This window comes from Frondihabitans sp. 762G35, assembly GCF_002074055.1.
Classification (GTDB): Bacteria; Actinomycetota; Actinomycetes; order Actinomycetales; family Microbacteriaceae; genus Frondihabitans.
The window spans coordinates 2,849,525-2,869,268 of the sequence record NZ_CP014619.1; the positions used below are offsets into that span (position 1 = coordinate 2,849,525).

Consider the following 19,744-nt stretch of genomic DNA (forward strand, 5'->3'; position numbering starts at 1 on the left):
CTCATGGAACCCTAAGCCGGCTGACAACAGGCTGAAGCGGTGTGGAGGCGAGGCCCCTTCCTGTCGATGTGAAGCGTTCCGCCCGCTGCGCTGAGCGTCCGTCCGCCCCGGAGGATATAGAGCTCGACGCCGTCGACGTCGACGTGGACGAGCCGGGCGGCATCTGCCCTGACGAATCGCGCGACGTCGTCTCGCTCCATCGGGAGCACCGCGATGGCGCCGAAGACGCCGCCGGCCGCCGCGTAGGAGAGATACAGCGGCGTGTGCCGGGTGATGACCCGACCGCCGAGGTAGGGCAGGAACTGCCAGCCCGGATAGCCGTCGTTCAGCACGCGCCGGGCCCCCTCGCCGTGCTGGCGGAGCACGCTCGCCACCAGCGCGAATCCGGTGGGCCGCTCGTCGCGGATGGCGCGCGTCGTCTGGAGACCCGAGACCGCGAGCGCCACCAGGGCGACGAGGACGAGACCGCGCGCGAGGACGCCCCTCCCCCTCCTGTCGCCCGGCCGGGAGCGCGTGCGAGCTCGCGACGCGAGTCGCCAGAGCGAGCTGAGGCCGATCGCGGCGAGGACGTAGACGGCCCAGGTCCAGGCGTAGTAGTAGTGCGGCAGGGCGTTTCCCGCGACGAGGCAGTAGAAGACGAGCAGGAGGGCGGTGCAGACCGCGACGTAGGCGGCGAGCGCCGTCGTGCGCGGGACGAACGCGAAGACGGCGGCGGCCAGCAGGAGCACCAGCAGCCACGGCCCGAATCCCTCCAGCGTGAAGTAGAGGTTGGCCCACCACGGCGGATGGGCCACCCGCGCCCCGAGGATCGTGACCGGATGGCCCTGGGCCCGCTGCGCGGCCTGGAACGCGACCATGTACCGGATGCCCGAGACCATGCCCGCGGGCAGGTAGACGGCGACGAACACCAGGGCGAAGGCGGCGACGTACGCGGCGGCCGCCACGAGACCCCGGGCGACCTCCCGTCGCAGGACGATCAGGAAGACGAACGAGAACGCGAGGAACGCGATCGACACCTTCGACGTGACCGACAGCGCCATGAAGGCGCCGGCGAGGGCCGCGAGCCACCAGTGCCCGCGCCGATACCACCACCAGCCGAGCGCGACGGCGGCCACCCCGAAGGTGACCATGCCGGGCTCGAGGTACACGAAGCGGTCGACCCGGATGCCCGCTCCTTCGACCGCGCGCGGCAGGACCCACCACATGCCGGCCGCGACGACCGCCCAGATCAGGCCGATCTCCCGGCGCAGCCAGAAGAAGAGGATCCAGCCCGTGGCGAAGACGAGCGGGGCGTTCGCCAGCCGCCCCGACAGCTTGCCGGGCCCGAGGACCGTCTCGCCCAGGCCCACGAGGAGCTTCACGAGCGGAGGGTGCTCGCGGTTGGACGTGAAGTCGCCGTGCGCGTAGGCCAGGCCCGCCCGGAGATACAGCGGCTCGTCGGCCGAGTAGTTGGCGCCGCCGAGGTTCGCGAACGCCTGGTAGGCGCCCCAGGCGGCCAGGATGGCGAGGAGCGCGTAGGCGCCGACCCGGAGCAGCTTCTGGGCTCGGATGAGCGGGTCCTCTGATCGATGCGGACGTGCGGTGGAGGCGAGGGGCAGACGAGATCGAGGACGAGGTCCCTCGGCGGTCAGTCGGCTCGCGGGGCGGCCTTGAGGTCGTCAGGCAGGCGATCGCCGATCGACGCCGCCAGGAGTCGCTGGCCCTCGGCGGTCGGATGGACGTCGTCGCTCTGCATGAGGTCCGGCCGCCCCGCCAGGGGCTGCCCGACGTCGAGGTAGGTGCCGGAGGAGCCGGAGACGGCCTGCTCGACGACCGCGTCGAAGTCGGCGAGCTGTGCGGGTGGGGCCGTGTCGCCCCAGAACGTGTTCACGGCGACGATGCGCGCGTTCGGCAGCTTCGTCGAGATCGTCCGGACGAGCGTCGACTCGGCCTTCTGCACGGCGGCGGTGTCCTCGCCGAGGTCGTTGCTGCTCCCGGCCACGATGACGATGTCGGGGTCGAGGGAGACCGCTTTCTCGGCCTGCGCCTGGAAGGTGTCGTCCTCGGCCCCGACCTGGACGTATCCCGTCCCGTCGCTCGCGAGGTCGGTGAGGTCCCAGCCCTGCTCGTCGGCGAGGACGCTCGGCCAGCTCTGGGCCTCGGTGAGACCGTGGCCGTCCATGATCGAGTCGCCGATCGCGACCGCGGTGAGCGGAGCCATGCGGGCGGTGGGCGCGGCGGGCGCCGTGGGGACGGTCGCTCGGGGGGAGGCGGCCGTCCGCGACGACGCCGCGTGAGCCACGGCTCCTGCCATCGCCGACGCGACGAGGAACGCGCCGACGACCCCGAGGATCCGGAGTGTTCGAGAAAAGGACATGCTCTCCAGGGTAGGCACGGACCTATGGACGGGCCGAGAGCCGGCGGGCCGGAGTCGTCCTCGAGGACCTCCCGAAGATCAACCCTTCGGCTGATCTTCTCGGCACCGTTCCTGCCGTACCGTGGTGGTGCACGGGGGATGCTCCTATCGGGGGGCCTTGTCGAGTTCGATTTCTTGAATCCTCCACGATCGACAGGAAGCAGCACGACATGGTCACGGCGGGCTCCGGTCTCCCCTCGGCCTTCGAGCACCTCCCCCTCATGGCGCTCCACGTCGTGGCACCGGTCTACGTCCTGGCGAGCGTGCTCGCCCTCGCCCTCCTCCTCCGGCCCCGTCGCGTCGTCCCCAGCCGGTGGTGGCCGCTCGTCGCCGTCGTCGCCTCGATCGGAGCCGCCATCGGAGGCCTCGCCGCCTGGTACGTCGGCGACGTCCAGAACGCCTTCGGTGTCTCCCCGACCTGGGTCGATCGCCTCTGGGCGGGCGGCGTGGTGGCCGGGCTCGGCGTGGTGGTGCTCAACCTCGTCCTGGGGCGAGCCGGCCGACGCGTCGTCGCCGGGGTCGCCGTCGTCGGCTTCGTCCTCGCCGGGGCGCTGGCGATCAACCAGGACGCCGGGGAGTTCGTGACCCCGGGGCAGCTCCTCGGCACCGACACCATCCCCCGCCTCGTGATCCCGGCCGCGTCGCCCTCCGCGGCCTCGCCGGGGTCCGCCCCCGCCGGAACCGTCGGCGGTCTCGCCTCGGCGTGGCGCACACCGCCCGGCCTCCCCGGCGCCGGTCGCCTCGGCACGGTCCACATCCCCGGGCTGGCCTCCCACTTCGCCGCGCGGGACGCCATCGTCTACCTGCCTCCGGCCGCCCTCGTGCCGAACGCGCCCGCCCTGCCGGTGGTCATCCTGCTCTCGGGCCAGCCGGCGTCGCCGACGACGGTCGTGACCTCGGGCCACCTGCCGGAGACCCTGGACGCCCTGGCGGCGAAGCACGGCGGTCTCGCGCCGATCGTCGTCGTCCCCGACCAGCTCGGCCCGCACTCGGCCAACCCGATGTGCGTCGACGGGCCGCTCGGGAACAGCGCGACCTACATCCTCGGCGACGTGACCACGTGGATCGGCACGCACCTCCACGTCGAGCGCGACCGCCGCGACTGGGCGATCGGGGGCTTCTCGCAGGGCGGCACCTGCGCCCTCCAGTTCGCGACGGCGCACCCGGAGACGTTCGGCTCGTTCATCGACGTCTCCGGCGAGCGCTACCCCACTCTCGCCAACGACCGGCTCGCCATCGAGAAGGGCTTCGGCGGGAGCACGGCCGCCTTCGACCGCGCCAAGCCCGCGGCGATCATGGCGGCGCACGGCCCCTACGACGACCTCTTCGGCTTCTTCGCGGTGGGAGCCGACGACGCGAAGTACACGCGCAACACCGAGATCATGACGAGGCTGTCCGTCGACGCCGGCATCACGGTGGAGCGATTCGCCGTCCCGCACGCCGGGCACGACTGGACCACCGCTACCCAGGGGTTCGCCCACGGGCTCGCGGCGATCTACCCGAGGCTCGGGCTGGGCGGAAAGGCGGCGACCGGTGAGTGACGCCGCCGCGGGCATCCTGCGGGCCGAGACCCGGCTCGCGCGAACCGCCGAGTGGGCGCGGGGCGTCGTCGCCCGGCAGCCCGCGAGCGTCGGGATCGCCGCCGTCCTCGTCGCGACGACGGTGATCATCGACCTCGCCGTGCCCGCGGGCTCTCCCCTGAGGCACGGGCACGGGAGGGCCGGCGCTCGAGCGACCCCGTCGCTCCTGCTCGCCCACCAGCCGATCGAGCTCCTTCTCGGCATCGTGGCGACCCTCCTCCTCCTGGGCTTCGCGGAGCGCAGGATCGGGACCCGCCGCGCCCTCGTCGCCTACGTCGCCACGGCCGCGGTCTCGTTCGGCGCCGCCGCCCTGATCCGCTTCGCCGTCATGGACGTCTTCGGCTCGGGGGCTCCCGCGGGCTACCGTGCGGCCACGATCCCCCTCTACGCGCCGGCCGTCGGCGCCCTGATGGCCGCGAGCGCTTTCACGGGACCGCTCTGGCGGCGCAGGATCCGGGTGCTCGGCTTCGCGGCGGCCGCCACCTTCGTCCTCTTCGAGGGCAGCTTCTCCGGCGTCGTGACCCTCGTCGCCGCTCTCGCCGGCTTCGCCGTCGGCATCGCCCTCCGCTCGGGCTCGGGCCGGCGGCAGACACGCCTCACCTGGGCCAGGAGCTCGCATCACGAGGCGCGCGTCCTCCTGTCGTCGCTCGTCACGATCTCCGCGGTCGGGCCCCTCCTCGCCGCGCTCAGCCCGACCCCGGTCGGGCCGCTCGCCCCGCTCGGCGCCCTCTTCCGCGACACGCTGCCGACGACCTCGCTGTCGATGGCCTGCCGCGTGACGAGCCAGGCGGTGGGCACCGACTTCGTCCTCAACCCCTACGGCGAGTGCACGCGCGCACTCGCCCTCGACGGTCTCCACACGCCGGGCACCGTGGCGCTCGGATTCCTGCCGCTCGTCGTCCTGTTCGTCACGGCCTTCTTCATCCGGCGCGGTCGCCGCCTCGCGGTCGTGGTGGCGATCGCCGTCAACACCCTGCTCGGGGCCGTGTCGGCCTCGACGTTTCTCGCGACGCCGGTGCCGGCGGGCGGTCCGGGAGCGCGCTTCGGCGCCCTTCACGCCCTCCTCTCCGGCATCTCGGCGCTCGTGCCCTGGGCGATCGCGGTCGTGCTCGTGCTGCTCCTGCCGCACTTCACCGTCCGCGCCGAGGCCCGCACGGTCCGCCGCCTCCTCGTCGCCGTCGCGGCGACCGCGGTCGGCCTCGGGGCCGCGTACGTCCTCGCGGGGTCCCTCGAGTCCGACGTGTTCGTCCCCTCGGTCTCCGGCGCCGGCCTCGTCGTCTCCGCCGTCGAGCGACTCGTGCCCGTCGGCTTCATCGGTCTCGACCGGCTCGGCCCGGTGCCGACGGGCGGCGTCTCCCGGGTGCTCTTCGAGAACATCGGCTGGCTCTTCTGGGCCGTCGTCGTGGTGGCGACGGGTCTCGCCTGCACCCACCGGGGCACCGCACCGGGGAGCCGTCAGCGGAGGGCGGCACTCGACCGGATCCTGCGGCGCGGCGTCGCGGGCAATCTCGCCTTCATGTCGACGTGGGAGGGCATGTCGCTCTGGTTCACCGCCGACGAGCGTGCCGCCGTCGCCTACCGCCAGGTCGGCACGATCGTCCTGACGACGGGCGATCCGCTCTGCTCCGACGAGGACGCCCCCGAGGTCGTCGCGGGATTCGCCCGCTGGTGCGACGACCAGGGGCTCGTCCCCGTCTTCTACAGCGTCCGGAGCGCACTCCGACCTCTCTTCCGGTCCCTGTCGTGGTACGACCTGCCCGTCGGCGAGGAGACGGTGCTCCGACCCCGCACGTTCTCCCTCCAGGGCAAGAAGTGGCAGGACGTCCGCTCGAGCATGAACCGCGCCGCCAAGGAGGGCGTCCGCGCCTAGTGGACCACCCACGCGTCGCTCACGCCGCACCTCGCCCGCCAGATCCAGGACATCTCCGAGCAGTGGGTCGCCGACAAGGGCCTGCCCGAGATGGGCTTCACCCTCGGCGGCCTCGAGGAGCTGACGGATCGCGAGGTCGCGCTCATGCTCGCGCTCGACGAGCAGGATCGGGTGCTCGCCGTCACGAGCTGGCTCCCGTCCTACCGCGACGGCGCCGTCGTCGGATGGACACTCGACTTCATGCGACGCCGCCCCGACTCCATGAACGGCGTCATGGAGTTCGTCATCGCGTCGACGGCGCTCCGCGCCCAGGAGGACGACCTGGAGTTCCTCAGCCTGTCGGCCGCGCCGCTCGCCTCCTCCGGGGCTCCCGACCCGGAGAGCAGGGCGGCTGCGACCGACCGCGTGCTCGGCTTCCTCGGCCGGACCCTCGAGCCGGCCTACGGCTTCCGCTCGCTCCTGGCCTTCAAGAAGAAGTTCCAGCCCGAATACGAGCAGCTGATCATGGCCTACGCCGACCCCCTCGACCTGCCCCGGATCGGGGCCGCGCTCGGGCGGGCGTACCTGCCGGACGTCCGGGCCGGTCAGATCCCGCGGCTCCTGCGGACCATGCGGTGACCACGGCATCGTGACGACGCCCGACACGCCCGGGTCACGGGCAGGGAATACACCGCCGACGTCCAGTGTTGACAGGCACTCCCCACGGAGTAGGCTCGCCGCTCGTGACTAACGACCTACGGTCTCCGAAGCGATGGCTGATCGGAGAGCCGCTGTCCTCCGAGAAGCTCGAAGGTCAGCTCCTCCCGAAGCACCTCGCCCTCCCCATCTTCGCCAGCGACCCCCTCAGCTCCGTGGCCTACGCGCCGCAGGAGCTGCTGATGATCCTGCTGATCGGCGGACTCGGATTCCTCACCCTCGCGCCGTGGGTCGCGACGGCCGTCGTCGTCCTCCTCATCGTGGTCGTGCTGTCGTACCGGCAGCTGATCAAGGCCTACCCGTCCGGCGGCGGCGACTACGAGGTCGCGCGCACCAACCTCGGCGAGAAGGCGGGCCTCGTCGTCGCCTCCGCGCTGCTCGTCGACTACGTCATGACGGTCGCCGTGTCGGTCGCGTCGGGCGTCGACAACATCATCTCGGCCGTGCCGGAGCTGAACGGCATCCGGGTCGAGATGGCGATCTTCTTCGTCGTCCTCCTCGCCGCCGTCAACCTCCGCGGCGTGCGGGAGTCGGGCAAGGCGTTCGCCGTGCCCACGTACCTCTTCATCACCAGCGTGTTCATCATGATCGTGACCGCGCTCGTCCGCACCGCGCTCGGCAACCCGCCCGTCGCCGAGAGCGCGAGCTTCACCGTGCAGGGCGACAACGTGGCTCACGCGGCGTTCGTGCTCCTGCTCCTGCGCGCCTTCGCCAGCGGCTGCTCGGCCCTCACCGGCGTCGAGGCGATCGCGAACGGCGTGCCGGCGTTCCGCTTCCCGAAGGTCAAGAACGCGCAGAAGACGCTGGTCCTCATGGGCGGCATCGCCATCGTGCTGTTCGCCGGGCTCGTCTCCGTGGCGCTCATCGCCCGGGTCCACTACGCCGAGAACTCCTGCGACCTCATCGGCCTCGCCAACTGCGCGAACACCCCGCAGCCGAGCCTGATCTCGCAGGTCGCGACGAGCGTGTTCGGCGCGGCGACGATCCCGTTCTACGTCATCCAGGCGGTGACGGCGGCCGTCCTGCTGCTCGCCGCGAACACGGCTTTCAACGGGTTCCCGCTGCTCGGCTCGATCCTCGCCCGCGACACCTACGCGCCCAAGGCCCTCAACAGCCGGGGCGACCGCCTCATCTACTCGAACGGCGTGATCGTCCTCGCGGTCATCGCCAGCGTGATCCTGCTCGTGTTCCGCGCCAATGTGACGCAGCTGATCCAGCTGTACATCATCGGCGTGTTCGTCTCGTTCACCCTGGGGCAGACGGGCATGGTGCGGCACTGGATCCGGCTCCTGCGCGAGGGCACGCCCGACCGCGGCCAGGTGAAGCGCTCGCTCGCCATCAACCTGGTCGGAGCGGTCATGACCGCCACCGTCCTCATCGTCGTGACGATCACGAAGTTCACGCACGGCGCGTGGATCGTGTTCGTGGTCATGCCGATCCTCTTCCTGCTGATGCTCGGCGTGAACCGCTACTACCGCGACGTCGACGCCGAGGTGGAGGTCGACGCGACCACGACGTTCGGGGCCACCGGCGACCACGCGATCGTCCTCGTCGGCAAGATGCAGAAGCCCGTGCTGAAGGCCCTCGACTACGCCATCGCGGCGCGGCACGACACCCTCGAGGCGATCCACGTGTCGGTCGACCAGGAGTCGACCGCGCTCCTGCAGCAGAAGTGGGACGAGCAGAACATCCAGGTGCCGCTCATCATCATCCCGTCGCCGTACCGCGACGTGGCGGTGCCCGTCATCAAGTACATCAAGGCGCACCGCGAGGAGTTCGGTGCCGAGGTCGTCACCGTCTACACGCCGATCTACATCGTCGGGCACTGGTGGGAGGGCCTCCTCCACAACCACCGGTCGCGCCGGATCCGCCAGCGCCTCATGCTCGCGCACGGCGTCACCGTCGCCCTGGTGCCGTGGCTCCTCGACTCGTCCGAGCTCCTCTACGGGCGGCGCTCGCGGGTGCTCCCCGGCCAGGACCGCCGCGGCGAGCCGATCCGCCCCCTGCCGCGCATGACGCACAAGAACGCCGCCGCCGCGGTGGCGCAGGAGGAAGCGAACGCGCAGGCCGTCGGCGCCCGCGACCAGGCGATGGCCGGGGTCGACGCCGGGCGCGGCTCGGGGGCCGGTGCGGGCAGCGGTACCGGTCCCGGTTCCGGCGGCGGCGGCGTGTCGGCGTCGAAGGCGCGGCGCAAGGCCGTTCAGGCGCGGTCCACGGCGCGTAACAGCGCGAGCGCTCCGACCCGGAAGCCGGACGACGGCGGGTCCGCGGGTCGCTGACACTCCGCGAAGTGCGCTTTTCGGCGAACGTGAGCGGCGTGTCGTGGAGTCTCGCCGAGTCACACGGGGTCGACCCTGCGGCAGCCCGCCGACACTCCACGAAGTGCGCGTTTCGGCGAACGTGAGCGGCGTGTCGTGGAGTCTCGCCGAGTCACACGGGGTCGACCCTGCGGCAGCCCGCCGACACTCCACGAAGCGCGCGTTTCCGCGAACGTGAGCGGCGTGTCGTGGAGTCTCGCCGAGTCACACGGGATCGACCCTGCGGCAGTCCGCCGACACTCCACGAAGTGCGCGTTTCGGCGAACGTGAGCGGCGTGTCGTGGAGTCTCGCCGGGCCGCACGGGGGCGACCCTGCGGCATCCCGCCGACACTCCACGAAGTGCGCGCTTCCGCGAACATGAGCGGCGAGTCGTGGAGTCTCGCCGGGCCACACGGCGGCGGGGCGATGGGGCGGCCGCGCCGTGCGCAGCCGCACCGGCGCTAGCGCCAGACGGTACGGGGGCGCAGGAGCCGGTGGCGCGGGTCGAGCGAGGACGCCGGCTCGCCGAGCACCACGTCCCCGGGCTCGTCGCCGAGCAGCAGGTCGAGGGCCGCCGCAGCGACCTCCTCGAGGGGCTGCTCCACACTCGACAGCCCGACGGCGGCCGAGACGGGCGTGTTGTCGTAGCCGACGATCGGCACGCTCGACCCGAGCACCATGAGCGCTCCGAGCGCCAGCGTGTCACTCGCGCAGACGATCCCGTCGACCGGTGTCCCGCTCGCCAGCAGCCCGCGCACGGCCTCCGAGGCGAGCCCCACGTCGTCCTCGCAGACGAGCTCCAGCGCCGCGATCTCGTCCCGCGAGAGCCCGGGGACGGCGGAGGTCATCGTCTGGAACCAGCCGCGGCGGCGCTCGTCGCCGGCGCCCGACGAGGGCGGCCAGCCGAGGTAGGCGATCCGCGTCGAGCCGAGCTCGAGCAGCGTGCGGGTGGCCTCGGCCAGGCCGTGCCGGCCGTCGACATCGACCCAGCGGTGACGCGGGTCGAGCATGTCGTCGATCCCCCACGGGCGCCCAAAGGTCACGAAGGGCGCCTCGTGGGCGATGAGCCACTCGGTGCGCGGGTCGTCGTAAATCGTGGAGGTGAGCACGAAGGCGTCGACGTCGGCCCCGTCGAGGAGGCGCTGGAACTGCGCGATCTCGTCGAGGGGATCGGCGGCCGTGAACAGCAGGATCCGCAGCCCCCGCGCATCCGCCCGCTCCGTCAGCGCGTGGAGGAACCGGTCGAGCACCGCCCCCGAGATCCCGTTGAGCACCGGGTCGAGCCGGACCCCGAGGGTCGAGCTCTTGCGCGTGCGGAGGCGCCTCGCGGAGGCGTGCGGCCGGTATCCGAGCTCGGCGATCGCCTTCTCGACGCGTTCCCGCGTCGCCCCCTTCACGATGTCGGGCGCGTTGAGGACGTTCGAGACGGTCTGCCGCGACACCCCCGCCGCTTCGGCCACGTCGTACACGGTCGGTTGTCGCGACATGGCACCTCCTCGTGTGTCGGACTCGTGCCCCGTACGTTACCGGAGCGCAGGATGCCCGCCACCGACGCCGCGAACCGACCCCGCTTGACAGGTGCCCGGCCCCCGACCTACAGTCTCACCCAGAAAGTTTGATCGTTCAAATTACCGGTCGCGGCTCGAGAGAGCGCCTCCCGACCGCAGCCCGATCCCGGACGATCGTTCGCAGAGCCGCGACAGCAGCACCTCACAAGGAGAACCCCCATGCAACGACGCAGAGTCCCCGCGCGGAAGTCCGCCCGCCTCCTCGCCTTCGGCGCCATCGCCGCCGCGACCGCCCTCGGCCTGACCGCCTGCGGTTCCGGCTTCTCGAGCTCCCCCTCGGGCAGCGGCTCGAGCGACGCGCCCCTCACCTCGAGCAACGACGCGCTCAGCGTGCTCATCGGATCCAGCAGCTCGGCGGAGAAGAACGCCGTCGACGGCGCCGTCGCCGACTGGTCGAAGTCGAGCGGCACCAAGGCCACCGTCAGCGTGGCCAGCGACCTCCCGCAGCAGCTCAGCCAGGGCTTCGCCTCGGGCAAGCCCGCCGACGTGTTCTACCTGTCGACCGACCAGCTCGCGGGCTACGCCAAGAACGGCAGCATCCTGGCCTACGGCGACCGTCTCAAGAACAAGGGCGACTTCTTCCCGACCCTCGTGCAGAGCTTCACCGTCGACAAGACCTTCTACTGCGCTCCGAAGGACTTCTCGACCCTCGGCCTCATCATCAACACCGACCAGTGGAAGCAGGCCGGTCTCACGGACGCCGACGTGCCGACGACCTGGGACCAGCTGGCCACCGTCGCGAAGAAGCTGACGACGAACGGCCACGTGGGCCTCGCCCTCAGCCCGCAGTACGCCCGCGTCGGAGCCTTCATGGCGGAGGCCGGCGGTTCGCTGACCAACGCCGCGGGCACCACCGCGACCGTCGACTCGAAGGAGAACGCGGCCGGCCTCACCTACCTCCAGTCGCTCCTGAAGAGCGGCGACGCGAAGTTCTCGACCGACCTCGGCACCGGCTGGGGCGGCGAGTCGTTCGGCAAGGGCCAGGCGGCCATGACCATCGAGGGCAACTGGATCACCGGTGCGCTGACGACCGACTACCCCTCGATCAAGTACACGGTCGCCGAGATGCCCGCCGGCAAGGGCACCCTGCAGTTCACCAACTGCTGGGGCATCGCCAAGGACAGCCCCAACCAGAAGGCCGCCCTCGCCCTGGTCGAGAAGCTGACCAGCACCTCCGACCAGCTCTCGTTCGCGAAGCAGTTCGGCGTCATGCCGTCCGTCAAGTCGGCGGCCGACACCTGGAAGAGCGACAACCCGAACCTCGCCGCGTTCCTCGACTCGGCGGACTTCGCCAAGGGCGTCCCGAACCAGGACGGCACCGCCCCCGTGATCGCCGACTTCGACTCGAAGATGGCCGGCCTGAAGACCGCCGACCCGGAGACGATCCTGCAGGCGACGCAGAAGAACCTCCAGGCCGTCCTCACCAAGTAGCCCGGCCGGAACGAGAAGGGAGAGCGCGACATGACCGCAGCGACAACGACGACGCCCACGCCGTCCCGCCCCGGCGGGGCACCCCGACCCCGCTCGGGGAGCCCCCGCCGACAGGGCCTGGCCGGCTGGCTGTTCGTCTCGCCGACGATCGTGATCCTCGGGCTCTTCCTTCTCGTCCCCGTGCTGATGGCCCTCTGGGTCAGCTTCTCCGACTGGTCCGGGGTCGGCTCGCCGTTCTCCGCGGGGGTCGCCTTCGTCGGCACGAAGAACTACCAGCAGATCCTGACGGGCGGCGGCCTGGCGGAGTCGAACTTCGGCACCTCGCTCCGCAACAACGCCTGGTACGTGCTCTTCGTCGTGCCGATCCAGACGGCGGTGTCGCTCTTCCTCGCAGTGCTCGTCAACCGCTCGATCCTCCGCGGACGCGGCTTCTTCCGCACTGCGTTCTACTTCCCGTCGGTGACGAGCTCGGTCGCGATCACGGTCCTCTGGCTCTTCCTCTTCTCCACGACCGGCGCGGTGAACAAGCTGCTCGGCTACATCGGCGTGAACGGCCCGAACTGGTTCAACGACCCCGACGGCATCGTCCACCTGCTCCTGCGCGTCGTCGGCGTGCAGAACGGGCCCGCCGCCCTCACGCAGCACACCGCCCTCGGGGTGTCGTGGTGGGACTGGTTCGCCGGCCCGTCCGTGGCGATGTCCGCCTTCATCCTGATGGCCGTCTTCACCACCAGCGGCACCTTCATGCTCCTCTTCATCGCGGCGCTCCAGAACCTCGGCGGCGACGTCCAGGAGGCGGCGATGATGGACGGCGCGAACGGCTGGCAGCGCTTCTGGCGGATCACCCTGCCCCAGCTCCGGCCCACCCTCTTCACCGTCCTGACCCTCGGCCTCATCGGCTGCTGGCAGGTCTTCGACCAGATCTACACCGGCACGAAGGGCGGCCCGGCGAGCACGACCACGACGCCGTCGTACCTCTCCTACACGACGGCCTTCCAGGACCAGCAGTGGGGCCAGGGCGCGGCCATCGCCTTCATCCTGTTCGTCATCATCGTCGTGCTGACGCTCGTCCAGCGCGCGATCCTCCGCGAACGGGCCGTCTCGAAGCGCAGGATGCGCCTCTACGACCCGTCGCTCCGTCCCGTCCCCGAGAATGGCGCCACCCGATGACCGCCACCGCCCCCGTCGCCGACAAGCTCGGCACCGGCGCCCCCCAGGGCCCCGCACCCCGCCCCGCGACTCCTGCCCGCCCCGGCCGGAGCGGCCGCCTGATCGCGGGCGGCGTCGTCCTCTACGCGGTGCTGATCGTGATCGCCGCGATCTACATCTTCCCGTTCCTCGTCAACGTCGCCACGGCGTTCAAGACCGACCCGGAGGCGACGGCGAACCCGCTCTCGCTCGTGCCCCAGACGTGGACGACGGCCGCGTTCCAGACCCTGTTCGGCAACAGCGACTTCCCGACCTGGTTGAAGAACTCGTTCATCGTGGCGCTCTTCGTCACGGCGGGGCGCGTCTTCTTCGACTCGCTCGCCGGCTACGCGTTGGCGCGGTTGCAGTTCCGCGGGCGGAACGTGATCTTCGCCCTGCTCATCGCCGTCATGGCCGTGCCCGGCGTCGTGCTGATGATCCCGAAGTTCCTGGTGCTCAACCAGCTCGGGATGTACGACTCCTACGCGGGCATGATCGTGCCGCTACTCGTCGACGCCGCGGGCGTCTTCATCATGCGGAACTTCTTCGAGTCGATCCCGAAGAGCGTCGAGGAGCAGGCCTCCATCGACGGCGCGGGCACCTTCCGCGTGTTCTGGTCGATCGTCCTGCCGATGGCGCGCCCGGCGCTCATCACGATCGTCATCCTGTCGTTCCAGGGCTCGTGGAACGAGCTCTCCCACTTCATCATCTCGACCCAGTCCCCCGGACTGACGACCCTGACCAAGGGCGTCGCCGGCCTCGCCGCCGGCGGACTCTCCGCCGGCAACCAGTTCCCGATCAAGCTCGCGGCCGCGGCCGTGATGACGATTCCCGTCGCGATCATGTTCTTCGTCTTCCAGAAGAAGATCATGAACACGAGCGACGGGGCCGTGAAGGAATGACCCGGCCGGAAAGCACCGGGACACCCCACCACCGACTCGAAGACGGAGCCGCCCCATGACCGACACCCTCCCCTACACCGCCCTCCAGCCGTTCCTCGATCAGCAGACCGTCGTGCTCCGGGCCCCCGCCCAGGCCTGGTCGGCCGACGACGGGGAGATGGGCGGAGCCGCCATCCACGGCATCTACCTCGGCGACGTCCGCCTCGTGTCCGCGCTCCGCCTCACGGTCGGCGGGGCCGAACCCGAGCACATCCAGACGGTCCCGCTCAGCGCGTCCTCGGTGCGCTTCGAGTCGCTCCTGCGCCGCCTCGACGCCCCCGGCGCCGACCCGGACGTGCGCGCGAGCCTCGTCCGCACCGTCGCGACGACCGGTGTCCACGAGCGCCTGACGCTCCGGTCGCGCCTCGATCGCGATGTCACGACCGAGGTGCGGATCGACCTGTATCCGGACGCCACGATCATGGAGACGGTCAAGGCCGGCCTCTCGAGCGGCAGTCTCCCGGAGACCGTCGTCACCCCGGACGGCGCCCGCTGGTCGGGCGAGAACGCCCTCGCGACCCTCGACGGGCGCGGAGCGGCCGTCGTCGGCGACGCGGGCGGGATCCGGCTCGCGTGGTCGGTCACCATCCCCGCGCGAGGAAGCGTCACCGTGGGGTTCGACGTGACCGCGGACGTCGCGACGGCCGTCGTGGCCGGGGTCGCGGATCCTGCGCGGTGGGCACCCCTCGACCCGCCGGCGAGCGACGACCGCCTCGCGCGCTGGCTCGACCGCGCCCTCGACGACCTCGAGGCCCTGCGCCTGACGACCGTCGAGAGCCCCGACGACGTCTTCCTGGCCGCAGGAGCACCGTGGTTCTTCACGCTCTTCGGCCGCGACTCGGTCTGGGCCGCGCGCTTCCTCCTCCCGGTCGACGACGGCCTCCGGCTCGCGCGCGGCACCCTCCGTGTCCTGGCCGGCCTGCAGGGGACCGAGCGCGTCGCCGAGACCGCGGAGCAGCCCGGCAAGATCATGCACGAGCTCCGCTCGCAGACGCTCACCATCCCGGGTGAGAACGTCAGCCTCCCTCCGCTCTACTTCGGGACCGTCGACGCGACGGCGCTCTGGGTCTGCCTCCTGCACGACGCGTGGCGGAACGGCCTGTCCGACGACGAGGTCCGCGCGCTGCTACCGCACCTCGAGGCGGCGCTCGCCTGGATGCGCGACTTCGGCGACAGCGACGGAGACGGGCTCCTCGAGTACGTCGACGAGACCGGGCACGGGCTCTCGAACCAGGGCTGGAAGGACTCCGGCGACAGCGTCCAGTGGAAGACCGGCGAGCTCGCCGAGGGGCCCATCGCCCTGGTCGAGGTGCAGGCCTACGCCTACGAGGCCGCCACGCACGGCGCCGACCTGCTCGAGCACTTCGGCTCGGGGGATCCTGCCGCCTGGCGCGCCTGGGCCGCGCGGCTCCGGTCCCGCGTGGCGGAGTCGTTCTGGATCGACGACCCGCAGGGCGCCTACCCGGCGATCGCGCTGGATGCGCGCAAGCGGCCGGTCGACACCGTCACCAGCAACATCGGCCACCTCCTCGGCACCGGGCTCCTGACCCCGGCCGAGGCGAGCCTCGTCGCCGATCGGCTCGTCTCCCCCGAGATGTCCTCGGGCTTCGGCCTCCGGACCATGTCGACCGACGCGACCGGGTACTGGCCGCTCAGCTACCACGGGGGCAGCGTCTGGACCCACGACACCGCCATCGCGGTGCTCGGCCTCGCTCGGGACGGCTTCGCGCAAGAGGCGGCGGTCCTGGCCGAGGGGCTGCTCGCGGCCGCGCCCGGCTTCGACTACCGGATGCCCGAGCTCCACTCCGGCGACGACGCCCGCGAGATCCCCCGCCCGGTGCCGTATCCCGCGGCCTGCCGCCCGCAGGCGTGGTCGGCGGCGGCGGCGGTCGCGGTGTGGTCGGCGCTGCACGCGCCTCTCCTCCCCCGCTAGACCCTCGCGCTCGGTCGTCGCGGTGGTCCTAGGACCACCGCCGCGGCCGACCGCGAGGGTCTAGGAGCCGCTCGGCGCGCCGCTCGGGGGCGCGCTCGGCGCAGCGCCCTGCGTGCGGCCCGCGTCGGAGCGGTCGCTGGCCCGGTCGGAGCGACGGGTCACGGCTACGGCCTCGGTCGCCTTGGCCAGGCCGGAGACCGGCACCCCGACGTACATCGTCTCCGCGCGATCGACGAGGTAGGTCTCGTGCCAGATGCCCACGGCTCCGGGCGCCGAGCGGGCACGCCGGTTGAACGCCGACCACGCGGGCCGATGGGTCGACTGCGGCTCGGACGCGTAGCGGTAGAGCTTCTCCTGCGAACTCCAGTACTGGACCAGCAGCGGGCCGCCGCCGGTGAGCGTGAACCGGTAGCCGAGGAGGCCCGAGTCGCGATCGCGGAAGAGCTCCGTCAGCATCGGCGTCATGGCCAGGAAGACCGGGAACCACTGGTCGACGCGCCAGGGCTTGTTGATGCGCATCCCGATGAGGAAGACGACGAGTTCACCGGAATACCGGTGCGTCATCCGGGCGGATTCGACGCGGGCCATGATCACTCCTTAGATTGGATACCTACACTCGCCAATATTGGAGAGTGGAACTATCCTTGTCAAGGGTCGAGAGGGAGAATCCCATGCGCCTCGCAGAACTGGCCCGCACCACGGGCGTCTCCGCCGCGACGATCAAGTACTACCTCCGCGAGGGGCTCCTGCACGACGGCGCGCTGACGAGCGCCACGCAGGCCGAGTACGACGTGTCGCACGCCACCCGCCTCCGACTGATCCGAGCCCTCGTCGGCACGGCCGGGCTCAGCCTGGCGCAGGCGCGGAACGTCCTCCACGCCGTCGACTCGCCACCGGAGTCGCTGCACGACCTCCTGGGGCGGGCCCACGAGGTCGTCACGCCGCCCGGCCACGCCGACGTCGACACCGGCGAGGCGGAGGCCCTCCTCGACCGCTGGGGCTGGCCGCTCGACCAGTGCGACCCGCGCGTCCTCGGAGGCTTGGCGGCCGCTCTCGACGGGGCGCGCTCGGCGGGCTTCGTCTTCCCCGAGACGGTCCTCGACGCCTACGGCGACGCGGCGCGCAGGATGGCCGGGGCCGAGCTCTCGAAGGTCCCCCTCGACTCCCTCGAGGCCGCCATCCGCTACGTCACCCTGGGGACGCTCCTCGCGGAGCCGGTCATCCTCGCCCTCCGCCGCATCGCCCAGCAGATCGCGTCGCAGGAGCGCTTCGAGGCGACCCGGGCGGGCGGGTCGTCCGCGGAGCCGGCGGGCGCGTCACCGCCCCCGAGCTAGCCGAGGTTCAGGGCCGAGGCCGCGATGCCGACCACCACGACGGCGGCGCAGCCGGCGAGCGGGACCCACCAGATGCGCTTCTCGCGACGGCTCCGCACGACGAGGCCGAAGACGGTGGCGGCGGCCGCCACCACGAGGCCGCCGTAGAGGAGGCCCTGCGACAGCGAGAAGTTCCAGGAGTCGCAGCGGAGCCGACCGGGGCCCTGACCGCAGGTCTCGTAGGCCATCGTCGAGATCACCCAGGCGAGGAACGCCGCGGCCGACAGGGCGAGCTGAAGCGCGCAGAGGAGCAGGACGGCCACGCGCTCGACGAAGAGCAGCAGGTCGCCCGACTGCCGTCCGCGCGGAGATCTGCGCGCCGGCGACTCGCTGGGATCGTGCCAGGTCATCCGCCGAAACTAGCAGCGGGACGGCGGCGCTCGACGGCCGACGCGGGAGTTCCGGTTATCGTCGAGACCATGAACCCCTTGCGCGGAGCCGCCTGGCGAACCCGGACCTTCCTGTCGCAGCCCGTCCACGACCTCGAGCGCAGCGCCTCCGAGCGCGAGCAGCGCGCGGCCGAGCGGGAGTCGACGGCGGCGCAGGAGACGCGCGCCCGCCTCGACACCGTCGTGGGCCTCCTGCGGGAGGCCCGGGAGCAGGCCGACCGCGCCGCCGCCGAGAACCGCCGCCTCATCGTGGCCCTCCGCACCCAGCTGGACGAGCAGTCGGCCGCCGTCGCGGAGCTCCGCGCCGAGGTCGACCGGCTCCGGCGCGACGACTCGTGACGCACGACGTCTTCCTCTTCGGCGCCGGCGGCCACGCGAAGGTCGTCGTCGACGTCCTCCGCCGCCAGGGCATCGGCGTCGTCGCCTGCCTGGAGCCGCACCCCGGGATCGACTTCCTCGACGGCATCCCCGTCCTGCCGGAGGAGGAGGGCCTCGCCCGGCTCCGCGAGCAGGGTCACGACCGGGCGTTCGTCGCCATCGGCGACAACGCCCTCCGACGCAGGATCGCGGTGCGGGCGCGCGCGGACGGCCTCACCCTGGTGAACGCCATCAGCCCGACGGCGATCGTGGCGCCCGACGTCGACCTGGGCTCGGGCATCCTGCTGGTGCACGGGGCCATCGTGAACGCCGCGAGCCGCCTCGGCGACGACGTGATCGTCAACACGGGCGCGACGGTCGACCACGACAACGTCGTCGGCGACGGCGCGCACGTCGCTCCCGGATGTCACCTCGCGGGCACCGTCACCGTAGGATCGAGGACGATGCTCGGGGTCGGGACCATCGTGATCCCGGGGATCGCCATCGGCGACGACGTCGTCGTCGGAGCCGGCTCCGTGGTCGTCCGCGATCTCCCGGCCGGCGTCAGGGCGTGGGGCAACCCGGCACGCGTCCGCGAAGAACGAGAGTGAGATCCACCCCATGACCGACAGCCCGATCGCACTCGCGCAGCCCGACCTCGGCGGCAACGAGCTGGCTTACGTCCAGGAGTGCCTCGAGACAGGCTGGATCTCCAGCATCGGCCACTTCATCACCGACTTCGAGAAGGCGTTCACCGCCATCTCCGGAACGCAGCACGCGGTCGCCTCCAACAACGGCACGACCGCCCTGCACCTCGCCCTCCTCGCCCTGGGCGTCGGCCCGGGCGACGAGGTGATCCTGCCGACCGTCACCTACGTCGCCACGGCCAACGCGGTGAAGTACTGCGGCGCGACGCCCGTGCTCGCCGACTCCCTGCCGGGCACCCTCAACATCGACCCGGCCGAGCTCGAGCGTCTCCGCACGCCGCGCACCAAGGGCGTCATCTCGGTCCACCTCTACGGCATCCCCGCCGACGTCCACGCCATCGGCGCGTTCTGCGAGGCGAACGGGCTCTTCCACCTCGAGGACGCCGCCGAGTCGCACGGCGCCACCGTGGGCGGCAAGCCCGTCGGCTCGTTCGGCGACGCCGCGATCTTCAGCTTCTTCGGCAACAAGATCGTCACCACGGGCGAGGGCGGGATGGTCGTCACCGACGACGCGGCGCTTGAGAAGCACCTGCGGCTCCTGCGCGGCCAGGGCATGGACCCGGAGCGTCGCTACTGGTTCCCCGAGGTCGGCTACAACTACCGCATGACCAACATCCAGGCGGCCATCGGCGTCGCGCAGCTGGAGCGCTTCGACGCCCTCCTCGCGAAGCGGCAGGAGCTGGCGCACCGGTACGTCTCGCACCTCGCGACCTTCGACGACGTCGACCTCGCGGTGGTCCCCGAGGGCACCGTCGCCGTGCCGTGGCTGCAGAACGTCTACCTGAGGGGCGCCGACGGCGAGCGCCGCGACGCGGTCATGGCGGCTCTCAAGGAGGAGGGCGTCGACAGCCGCCCCGTCTTCTACCCCATGCACGTGCTCCCGGCGTTCGAGAGCGCGCGGCCGTTCCCCGTGGCCGACGACTGGAGCGCGCGCGGCATCAGCCTGCCGCTCCACACCGGGCTCTCGCTCGACGACGTCGACCGGGTCTGCGAGACGCTCGCCCGCGTCACGGCCTGA

General features: G+C 71.6%; 15 protein-coding genes and 1 pseudogene. 11 read left to right on the forward strand and 5 right to left on the reverse strand.

Annotation, left to right across the window (positions count from 1 at the left end; all coding sequences use genetic code 11):
* Positions 1-11: 11 nt before the first annotated feature.
* Both AS850_RS13480 and AS850_RS13485 read right to left on the reverse strand, forming a co-directional pair.
* Complete coding sequence (locus tag AS850_RS13480) at positions 12-1,361, reverse strand: hypothetical protein (RefSeq protein WP_119869583.1); 1,350 nt, start codon at positions 1,359-1,361, stop codon at positions 12-14.
* A gap of 266 nt (positions 1,362-1,627) precedes the next feature.
* Positions 1,628-2,356, reverse strand: coding sequence for an SGNH/GDSL hydrolase family protein (locus AS850_RS13485; RefSeq protein WP_119869584.1), 729 nt, complete (start codon positions 2,354-2,356; stop codon positions 1,628-1,630).
* 209 nt (positions 2,357-2,565) lie between these two features.
* Here AS850_RS13485 and AS850_RS13490 point away from each other — a divergent pair, with 209 nt between their 5' ends.
* The 3 genes and pseudogenes from AS850_RS13490 to AS850_RS13505 all read left to right on the forward strand — a co-directional run bounded on the left by AS850_RS13490 (position 2,566) and on the right by AS850_RS13505 (position 8,820).
* On the forward strand, positions 2,566-3,936 hold the full coding sequence (locus AS850_RS13490; RefSeq protein ID WP_119869585.1) for an alpha/beta hydrolase: 1,371 nt from the start codon (positions 2,566-2,568) through the stop codon (positions 3,934-3,936).
* A gap of 448 nt (positions 3,937-4,384) precedes the next feature.
* Positions 4,385-6,463 (forward strand): annotated as a pseudogene (locus tag AS850_RS16945) (bifunctional lysylphosphatidylglycerol flippase/synthetase MprF).
* Between the two features lie 104 nt (positions 6,464-6,567).
* Positions 6,568-8,820: an APC family permease gene (locus AS850_RS13505; protein ID WP_236940725.1), complete on the forward strand. Its 2,253-nt coding sequence runs from the start codon at positions 6,568-6,570 to the stop codon at positions 8,818-8,820.
* Between the two features lie 480 nt (positions 8,821-9,300).
* Here the strand turns inward: AS850_RS13505 and AS850_RS13510 are convergent, their stop codons facing one another.
* Positions 9,301-10,326 carry a LacI family DNA-binding transcriptional regulator gene (locus AS850_RS13510; protein ID WP_119869588.1) on the reverse strand — a complete coding sequence of 342 codons (1,026 nt, stop codon included), beginning with the start codon at positions 10,324-10,326 and terminating at the stop codon, positions 9,301-9,303.
* A 240-nt stretch (positions 10,327-10,566) separates the two neighbouring features.
* Between AS850_RS13510 and AS850_RS13515 the strand changes: the two genes are divergently transcribed.
* The 4 genes from AS850_RS13515 to AS850_RS13530 are packed head-to-tail and all read left to right on the forward strand — an operon-like array spanning position 10,567 to position 15,900.
* Positions 10,567-11,838 carry a sugar ABC transporter substrate-binding protein gene (locus tag AS850_RS13515; protein ID WP_119869589.1) on the forward strand — a complete coding sequence of 424 codons (1,272 nt, stop codon included), beginning with the start codon at positions 10,567-10,569 and terminating at the stop codon, positions 11,836-11,838.
* A gap of 30 nt (positions 11,839-11,868) precedes the next feature.
* Entirely contained in the window at positions 11,869-13,008 is a 1,140-nt protein-coding gene (locus AS850_RS13520; RefSeq protein ID WP_119869590.1) for a carbohydrate ABC transporter permease, read from the forward strand.
* The gene (locus tag AS850_RS13525; RefSeq protein ID WP_119869591.1) at positions 13,005-13,928 is read left to right on the forward strand and encodes a carbohydrate ABC transporter permease; all 924 of its coding nucleotides are present in this window, start codon (positions 13,005-13,007) and stop codon (positions 13,926-13,928) included. The genes AS850_RS13520 and AS850_RS13525 overlap by 4 nt, the downstream gene beginning before the upstream one ends.
* A gap of 55 nt (positions 13,929-13,983) precedes the next feature.
* A complete protein-coding gene (locus tag AS850_RS13530) occupies positions 13,984-15,900 on the forward strand; it encodes a glycogen debranching N-terminal domain-containing protein (RefSeq protein ID WP_119869592.1) in 1,917 nt (638 codons plus the stop codon).
* Between the two features lie 60 nt (positions 15,901-15,960).
* On the opposite strand, the gene AS850_RS13535 is transcribed toward AS850_RS13530, so the two are convergent.
* Positions 15,961-16,488 (reverse strand): DUF4188 domain-containing protein, encoded by a 528-nt coding sequence (locus tag AS850_RS13535; protein WP_119869593.1) that lies wholly within the window; start codon positions 16,486-16,488, stop codon positions 15,961-15,963.
* A gap of 83 nt (positions 16,489-16,571) precedes the next feature.
* On the opposite strand from AS850_RS13535, the gene AS850_RS13540 reads away from it, so the two are divergent.
* The gene (locus AS850_RS13540) at positions 16,572-17,234 is read left to right on the forward strand and encodes a MerR family transcriptional regulator (protein WP_119869594.1); all 663 of its coding nucleotides are present in this window, start codon (positions 16,572-16,574) and stop codon (positions 17,232-17,234) included.
* On the opposite strand, the gene AS850_RS13545 is transcribed toward AS850_RS13540, so the two are convergent.
* The gene (locus tag AS850_RS13545; protein ID WP_119869595.1) at positions 17,231-17,623 is read right to left on the reverse strand and encodes a hypothetical protein; all 393 of its coding nucleotides are present in this window, start codon (positions 17,621-17,623) and stop codon (positions 17,231-17,233) included. The genes AS850_RS13540 and AS850_RS13545 overlap by 4 nt on opposite strands.
* A 69-nt stretch (positions 17,624-17,692) precedes the next feature.
* On the opposite strand from AS850_RS13545, the gene AS850_RS13550 reads away from it, so the two are divergent.
* Genes AS850_RS13550 through AS850_RS13560 form a run of 3 tightly spaced genes read left to right on the forward strand, consistent with a single transcriptional unit; the run spans position 17,693 to position 19,744 of the window.
* Positions 17,693-18,001 carry a hypothetical protein gene (locus tag AS850_RS13550; RefSeq protein WP_119869596.1) on the forward strand — a complete coding sequence of 103 codons (309 nt, stop codon included), beginning with the start codon at positions 17,693-17,695 and terminating at the stop codon, positions 17,999-18,001.
* The gene (locus tag AS850_RS13555) at positions 17,998-18,630 is read left to right on the forward strand and encodes a NeuD/PglB/VioB family sugar acetyltransferase (protein ID WP_119869597.1); all 633 of its coding nucleotides are present in this window, start codon (positions 17,998-18,000) and stop codon (positions 18,628-18,630) included. Before AS850_RS13550 ends, AS850_RS13555 begins: the two co-directional genes overlap by 4 nt.
* Before the next feature lie 10 nt (positions 18,631-18,640).
* A complete protein-coding gene (locus AS850_RS13560) occupies positions 18,641-19,744 on the forward strand; it encodes a DegT/DnrJ/EryC1/StrS family aminotransferase (RefSeq protein ID WP_119869598.1) in 1,104 nt (367 codons plus the stop codon).